The organism is Rhodococcus sp. NPDC003348 (genome assembly GCF_053589375.1).
This window is the reverse complement of record NZ_JBSFRT010000082.1, coordinates 1-7,571: the sequence shown is the minus strand read 5'-3', so window position 1 is coordinate 7,571 and position 7,571 is coordinate 1. Positions and strand designations below refer to the sequence as shown.

Here is a 7,571-nt window from a genome sequence, read left to right as displayed (position 1 = left end):
CCCGCCCCCAGCGCGCCCCCGGGCCGTGACCGTCGGATCGGTTGACATCGCGGAACAATCCCGGCGGCACCCGGGTTGTGGCCGACATGAGCACCGACGCCGATTCCCGACTGCTCGACCTCGTTGCCGCCCACACCCGGGGTGTGCTGACGACGATCAAGCGCGACGGCAGGCCGCAGCTGTCCAACGTCGTCTACGCCTGGGATCCGGAGACTCGCACGGCGCGGGTCTCGGTCACCGCCGACCGGGCCAAGACCCGCAACGCCGCCCGCGACCCACGCGTCTCGCTACATGTAAGCGCGGGCGACTTCTGGTCGTACGCGGTGGTCGAGGGCGACGCCGAGCTGACCGCCGTCGCCACCGACCCGCACGACGCCGCCACGGACGAACTCGTCGACGTCTACCGCCGGGCCACGGGCACCGAACACCCGGACTGGGAGGAGTTCCGCCGCGCGATGGTCGCCGAACGCCGTCGGGTGCTGCGCATCCACACCCGCCGCGTGTACGGCATGGCCGAACTCCCGACCCCCTCCTCCTGACGCACTCCCCTGATGGCATGAACGGAAGCGTTCAGTCGATCAGATCGGCTGAACGTTCCGTTCATGCGATGACACGGCGGCGGAATTCCCCTGTGAACACCTGAGACCTGGTCGACCGCGCCCAAATCACGGTCGACCAGGAGCCACCGAATCGAGGACCACCGGTGGGCGTGGCCGACTCGCTGCCAACGCGTGATGCGCGCGCAACGCATCGCGCACGGTTTCCGGATCGTCCCGAACAGTCCGTGGAAGCGTCGACAGGACCACGATCCCGGCATTCTGCATTCGTGTCCGCCGCGCCGTCGTGGCCGCGTACGACTCGGGTGCGGTGTGCCAGTCGATCGAGTCGATCTCCCACGCAAGCCCCACACAGTCGATCCATCCGTCCGGTTGTGCAAGGAAAGTTCCGTCCTCGGACCGGATCGTGCGGTTGAAGACCATCTCCGGCAGGCCCGTCGACTGCCAGATCTGCCGCGCGAGCGCCTCGGGAACCGAGTGCACGTTCGCGTTCATCTCCTCGAGGACGACCCGGGCGAACGCGGACCCGCGGATGCTTCCCTCGGCGAGTTCCACGGCCAACTCCACCGCAGTGACGGCTTTGCGCTGGACCACCGCCGCGATCAGCGCCCGCGTCGAGTTCAGCGTCGTGCAACGCCGCGCGGCGTCGAGTAGCGCCCGCGGCAACGGCGCGCACGGCAGTCCCCCCCGGATCACCGGCTGCGGCAGTCGGGTTGTCCGCTCGACCCGGACGAAGGCGGTCGACTGCACTCTCCGCCGGTCGGGGAGCAAGACATGAACGTCTCCGGCCTCGGTCCCGAAACCATACTCGCGCAATGCGGTTCGGCCGGTCAGGACTGCACCATCACCGCAGTAGGCCAGACCGGCGACCAACCGCTGCCGGTGAGTCGGGTGGCCGTTGGTCAACTGGATGACACCAGGGAGAATCCTGCGCCACGAACCGTCCGGCCCACACCTGGACGTGATCGTCGACGACGACACCCCGAACGACACGAGCGTCGACACCCGGATGATCCCACTGTCGGCGACCTCGCCGAGCAACTGCCGTTCGCCGGCCCATCCCCCACGTCTCATACCGTCGATCTTGACCGGACCGACAGCGTCCCGCGCTCCCCACCGTGCACTTGTGAACAAGTCTCCGTGCCTGTGGACAACCTCACCGGCCCAGCATGAACGGAACATTCAGTCGATCTACTCGACTGAACGCTTCCGTTCATGCGGGGGCTATGGGCGACGGTCAGGCCGGCGTGACGACCTCGACGAGCTGGTGCATCTGCTCGACGTCACGGCAGGTGACCAGGAGCATGGTGACGCCGGCGTCCTCCCACACCTTCACCTGCTGACGGACCTCGTCGAGGTTTCCGATGATCATCGTGTCGGTGACCATGTCGTCCGGCACCATCGCGACCGCTTCCTCCTTGCGGCCGGACAGGAACAGCTTCTGGATCTCCTTGACCTCCTCGCCGTACCCCATCCGGGTGTACACCTGGGCGTGGAAGTTCAGTTCCGCGGCGCCCATGCCGCCGACGTACAGCGCGGTGATCGGCTTGAGCCGGGCGATCTCGGCGGCGCGGTCCTCGGTGACGACGACCTGGCACGTCGCGGCGATCTCGAAGTCCTCGCGGCTGCGGCGGGCACCCGGTCGCGCGAAGCCCTCGTCGAGCCACTCGTTGTACATCGGCGCGAGCCGCGGCGTGTAGTAGATCGCCAGCCAGCCGTCCGCGATCTCCGCGGTGAGCGCCACGTTCTTCGGCCCCTCGGCACCGAGCCAGATGGGCAGGTCGGCGCGCAGCGGGTGGGTGATCGGCTTGAGCGGCTTGCCCAGACCCATCCCGTCCTCGCCGCGGTACGGCAGCGGGTAGTGCGGCCCGTCGTTGGTCACCGCTGCCTCGCGCGCCAACACCTTTCGGATGACGGAGACGTACTCACGGGTGCGCGCCAACGGCTTCGGGAACGGCTGCCCGTACCAGCCCTCGACGACCTGCGGTCCGGACACGCCGAGGCCGAGGATCGCGCGACCACCCGACAGGTGGTCGAGGGTCAGCGCGTGCATCGCGGCATTGGTCGGCGTCCGGCCGGAAAGCTGTGCGACGGAGGTGCCGAGGCGGACCCGCTCGGTGCTCGAACCCCACCACGCGAGCGGCGTGAACGCGTCGTTGCCCCACGATTCCGCGGAGAACACGGCATCGAAACCACAGCGGTCGGCTTCTGTAACGAGTTCCTGCGCGTTCGCGGGCGGCTGCGCACCCCAGTACCCGAGTTGCAACCCCAGCTTCATTTGCGTGCCTCCGTGTTTTCCCATATCCGCCGCACTTCTTCAGTGACTCTTGCCACAGTAATAAGAACCTGTTCTACTCGAATCCGTGACCCCTGAAAAGACCCAACCGGCCGACCAGCCGCTGAGAGCACCGCTTAATCTCAAATTCGACTACACCCGATCGGTGGGACCGACCATCGGTGCGTTCGTGACCGGTCTCCGGGACCGGAAGGTCGTCGGCGCCCGCGGTTCCGACGGTCGCGTCCACGTGCCGCCACCCGAGTTCGACCCGGCCACCCTCGAGCCGATGACCGACTTCGTCGACGTCTCGGACACAGGCACGGTCGTCAGCTGGACCTGGATGCCCGATCCGATCGAGGGCCAGCCGCTGAGCCACCCGTTCGCGTGGGCACTGGTCAAGCTGGACGGCGCGGACACGTCGATCCTGCACGCCGTCGACGCCGGATCGGCGGACGCGATGAGTACCGGAATGCGGGTGCGGGTCCGCTGGGCCGACGAGCGCACCGGGCACATCCGCGACATCGCGTGCTTCGAACCCGGCGAGAGCGAGTCCACGCCGGCTCCCGCCGGCGGCGACCCGGTCACCGACATCGTCACCCCGATCGACCTGCACTACACGCACACCGCGTCGTTCGAGGAGTCGTACTACCTGCGTGGCCTGATGGAGGGCAAGGTCATCGGCGGCCGCACCGACGCGAACGGCAAGGTGTACGTCCCACCGCGCGGCGCCAACCCGACCGACGGTGTCCCCACCAAGGAGCAGGTCGAGGTCTCCGACAAGGGCACCATCACCACGTTCTGCATCGTCAACGTCCCGTTCATGGGCCAGCAGATCAAGCCTCCGTACGTGGCCGCCTACGTGCTGCTCGACGGCGCCGACATTCCGTTCCTGCACTTGATCCTCGACGTCGACGCCGCCGAGGTCCGGATGGGCATGCGCGTCGAGGCCGTCTGGCGGCCGAAGGACGAGTGGGTGTACTCACTCCGCAACATCTCCCATTTCCGCCCGAGCGGTGAGCCGGACGCGGACTACGACACCTACAAGCACCATCTCTAGGAGCCGGTAAGACCATGACAGACATTGCAGTCGTCGGCTTCGCACAGGCCCCTCATGTGCGCGAGACCACCGGCACCACCAACGGCGTCGAGATGCTCGTCCCCTGCTTCCAGCAGTTGTACGCGGAGCTGGGAATCACCAAGTCGGACATCGGTTTCTGGTGCTCCGGCTCGTCCGACTACCTGGCCGGCCGGTCCTTCTCGTTCATCTCCGCGATCGACTCGATCGGCGCCGTGCCGCCGATCAACGAGTCGCACGTCGAGATGGACGCCGCCTGGGCGCTGTACGAGGCCTGGGTCAAGATCATGACCGGCGAGGTCGACACCGCACTCGTGTACGGGTTCGGCAAGTCCTCCGCGGGCAACCTCCGCCAGATCCTCGCGATGCAGATGGATCCGTACGTCGTGGCGCCGCTGTGGCCGGACTCGGTCTCGGTCGCGGGCCTGCAGGCGCGGCTCGGTCTCGATGCGGGCAAGTGGACCGCCGAGGACATGGCGGAGATCGCCAAGCGCAACCGCGCGGCCGCCAAGAACAACCCGAACGCCCAGCTCTCCGGGGACGTCGACGTCGAGGCGCTGCTGGCGTCCGAGTACGTCGCGGATCCCCTGCGGGCGCACGACTGTGCCCCGATCACCGACGGTGCTGCCGCGATCATCCTGGCCCGTGGCGACCGTGCCCGCGAACTCTGCGAGCGTCCGGCGTGGATCACCGGTATCGAGCACCGCATCGACTCCCCCAACATCGGGTCGCGCGACCTGACGGTGTCCCCGTCCACCGCCGCGGCCGCTCGTGCCGCGACCGGTGGTGACGTCTCGAACATCGACGTCGCCGAGTTGCACGCCCCGTTCACACACCAGGAGATCATCCTGCGTGAGGCGATCGGCCTGACCGACGCCACCACCATCAACCCCTCGGGTGGCCCGCTCACCGGCAACCCGATGTTCGCGGGTGGCCTCGAGCGGATCGGCTACGCGGCCCGTCAGATCATGAGCGGTGACGCCCAGCGCACCCTCGCCCACGCCACCAGTGGCCCTGTGCTGCAGCAGAACCTGGTCGCAGTCATGGAAGGACGCAACTAATGGCGAAGCAACTGGCAGCCGTCCTCGGCACCGGCCAGACCTATTACGTCGCCAAGCGGCACGACGTGACGATGGCGGGCATGATCCGCGAGGCCGTGGACCGCGCGATGGCCGACGCCCACGTCGGCTGGGACGACATCGACGCCATCGTCATCGGTAAGGCCCCCGACCTGTTCGAGGGCTCGATGATGCCGGAGCTCGCGATGTCGGACGCACTGGGCGCCAACGGCAAGCCGCTGCTGCGCGTCCACACCGCCGGCTCGGTGGGCGCCTCGACCGGCAACGTCGCGGCCAGCCTGGTGCAGTCCGGCGTGCACAAGCGAGTGCTCGCGGTGTCCTGGGAGAAGCAGTCCGAGTCGAACGCCATGTGGGCGCTGTCCACGCCGGTGCCGTTCACGATGCCCGTCGGCGCGGGCGCGGGCGGGTTCTTCGCCCCGCACGTGCGCTCGTACATCCGCCGCTCCGGCGCGCCCGATCACATCGGCGCCATCGTCGCGGTCAAGGATCGCCGCAACGGTGCGCTGAACCCGTACGCGCACCTCAAGCAGTCCGACATCACGGTCGAATCGGTGCAGGCGTCCCAGATGCTGTGGGACCCCATCCGATACGACGAGACCTGCCCGTCGTCGGACGGCGCCTGCGCGATCGTCATCGGCAACGAGGATGCCGCGCAGGAGATCCTGTCCGAAGGCCGCAAGGTCGCGTGGATCCACGCCACCGCGATGCGCACCGAGCCGCTGTCGTACGCCGGCCGCAACGTCGCCAACCCGCAGGCCGGCCGCGACGCCTCCGCCGCCCTGTGGAGGGCCGCGGGCATCACCGATCCGCTCACCGAGATCGACGAGGCCGAGATCTACGTGCCGTTCTCCTGGTTCGAGCCGATGTGGCTCGAGAACCTCGGGTTCGTGCCGGAGGGTGAGGGCTGGAAGTTCACCGAGGCCGGCGAGACCGCGATCGGCGGCCGGATGCCGGTGAACGCGTCGGGCGGCGTGCTCTCGTCCAACCCGATCGGCGCGTCCGGCATGATCCGGTACGCCGAGTCCGCGATGCAGGTGATGGAGCGGGCCGGCGACCACCAGGTCGACGGTGCCCGCAAGGCGTTCGGTCACGCGTACGGCGGTGGCTCGCAGTACTTCGCGATGTGGGTGGTCGGCTCCGACCGTCCCACCAACTAGGAGAGGAAGCCGCTCGTGAAGTTCACCGTCGGAATCGCGATGAGTCCGCTCGAGCAGTTGGTGCCGCTCGCGCAGACCGCGGAGGAGTGCGGGTTCGCGAACATCGGTCTGCCGGACTCGCTGTTCTACATGGAGACCGCGGCAGCGGACTACCCGTACACCCCGGACGGCTCCCGGATGTGGAACGCCGAGACCCCGTGGGTGGACCCGCTGGTCGCCGCCGCGGCGATGGGCACCGCCACCTCGACGATCGGCTTCTACACCAACGTCCTCAAACTGGGCTCCCGCAATCCGCTGCTGTTGGCCCGGCAGGTCGGCTCGGTGGCGAACCTGACGAACAACCGCTTCGGATTCGGCGTCGGGATCGGTTGGGCGCCGGAGGAGTTCGAGTGGTGCGGGGTGCCGTACGCGAAGCGCGGCGCCCGCGTCGACGAGATGATCGAGGTCATCAAGTTGGTCCTCGCCGGGGGCATGGTCGAGTACCACGGCGAGTTCTTCGACTTCGATCGGCTGCAGATGAGCCCGGCACCGAGCAAGCCGGTGCCGTTCTACGTCGGCGGCCACACCGGGGTGGCGCTCAAGCGCGCGGCCCGGGTCGGCGACGGCTGGACGTCCGCGATGATGAAGTTCCGGGATCTGGTCGAGACGAAGCGCAAGCTCGACGACCTGCGGGCCGAATACGGCCGGGAGAACGAGCCGTTCGAGATCCAGGCGGTGTGCATCGACCGGTTCGGCAAGGACGGCTACGCCGAGATGGCCGAGGCGGGCATCACCGACGCCATCGTCGTTCCGTGGCTGTTCGACGGGGTCCCCTTCGACGGTCCGCTCGAGGCCAAACAGGACTCGCTGCGCAAGTTCGCCGCCGAGAACATCCACTAGGAGCGAGATGACCGAGACCACCGAAACCCGGGCCGACGCCGCCGGCGGCGGCGAGCATCCGGCCCTGATCGCCTCGCGCGCATCGCAGTCCGCTGCCAGTGGCAAGCGCAAGCAGGAGTGGCTGGACCTGTTCGCCGAGGACGGCTGGGTCGAGGACCCGGTCGGCCCTTCGGGTTTCGACCCCGAGGGCAAGGGACACCACGGCCGCGAGGCGATCTCGAAGTTCTACGACATGACCATCGCGAACACGGACTCGCTGGAGTTCATCATCGATGATCAGTTGCTCTGCGGGAACGAGGTGGTGAACATCGGCCGGATCCGCACGGTGATGGCCGGCGCCCAGGTCGACGCGGAGGGCGTGTTCGTCTACCGCGTCAACGACGAGGGAAGGCTGCAGTCGCTGCGGGCCTTCTGGGAAGTCGAGCGGGCGATGAAGACCCTGAAGAAGCTGTAGACCACAGCAGGACACACGAAGGGCCGCAACCCGGAACGGCGTAGGACCCCTCGTCAAATAAAACCCCAACTCCCCGATATCTAAAAAAACAA

The 7,571-nt window shown here is 67.8% G+C and carries 8 protein-coding genes; 6 read left to right on the top strand and 2 right to left on the bottom strand.

Annotation, left to right across the window (positions count from 1 at the left end; all coding sequences use genetic code 11):
• Positions 1–86 precede the first annotated feature (86 nt).
• Positions 87–539, top strand: a complete 453-nt coding sequence (locus tag ACWDU4_RS28055; RefSeq protein WP_450117235.1) for a PPOX class F420-dependent oxidoreductase — start codon at positions 87–89, stop codon at positions 537–539.
• Positions 540–665: 126 nt separating this feature from the next.
• Here ACWDU4_RS28055 and ACWDU4_RS28050 read toward each other — a convergent pair whose 3' ends face one another.
• Both ACWDU4_RS28050 and ACWDU4_RS28045 read right to left on the bottom strand, forming a co-directional pair.
• Positions 666–1,631, bottom strand: coding sequence for a hypothetical protein (locus ACWDU4_RS28050; RefSeq protein WP_450117234.1), 966 nt, complete (start codon positions 1,629–1,631; stop codon positions 666–668).
• Between the two features lie 163 nt (positions 1,632–1,794).
• Positions 1,795–2,835, bottom strand: a complete 1,041-nt coding sequence (locus ACWDU4_RS28045; RefSeq protein WP_450117233.1) for an LLM class F420-dependent oxidoreductase — start codon at positions 2,833–2,835, stop codon at positions 1,795–1,797.
• Between the two features lie 85 nt (positions 2,836–2,920).
• On the opposite strand from ACWDU4_RS28045, the gene ACWDU4_RS28040 reads away from it, so the two are divergent.
• Genes ACWDU4_RS28040 through ACWDU4_RS28020 form a run of 5 tightly spaced genes read left to right on the top strand, consistent with a single transcriptional unit; the run spans position 2,921 to position 7,479 of the window.
• A complete protein-coding gene (locus ACWDU4_RS28040) occupies positions 2,921–3,892 on the top strand; it encodes a Zn-ribbon domain-containing OB-fold protein (protein ID WP_450117232.1) in 972 nt (323 codons plus the stop codon).
• Positions 3,893–3,906: 14 nt separating this feature from the next.
• The gene (locus ACWDU4_RS28035) at positions 3,907–4,971 is read left to right on the top strand and encodes a thiolase domain-containing protein (RefSeq protein WP_450117231.1); all 1,065 of its coding nucleotides are present in this window, start codon (positions 3,907–3,909) and stop codon (positions 4,969–4,971) included.
• Positions 4,971–6,146 carry a thiolase domain-containing protein gene (locus tag ACWDU4_RS28030; protein ID WP_450117230.1) on the top strand — a complete coding sequence of 392 codons (1,176 nt, stop codon included), beginning with the start codon at positions 4,971–4,973 and terminating at the stop codon, positions 6,144–6,146. Before ACWDU4_RS28035 ends, ACWDU4_RS28030 begins: the two co-directional genes overlap by 1 nt.
• A 15-nt stretch (positions 6,147–6,161) precedes the next feature.
• A complete protein-coding gene (locus ACWDU4_RS28025; RefSeq protein ID WP_450117229.1) occupies positions 6,162–7,025 on the top strand; it encodes a TIGR03619 family F420-dependent LLM class oxidoreductase in 864 nt (287 codons plus the stop codon).
• 7 nt (positions 7,026–7,032) lie between these two features.
• Positions 7,033–7,479: a nuclear transport factor 2 family protein gene (locus ACWDU4_RS28020; protein WP_450117228.1), complete on the top strand. Its 447-nt coding sequence runs from the start codon at positions 7,033–7,035 to the stop codon at positions 7,477–7,479.
• Positions 7,480–7,571 lie beyond the last annotated feature (92 nt).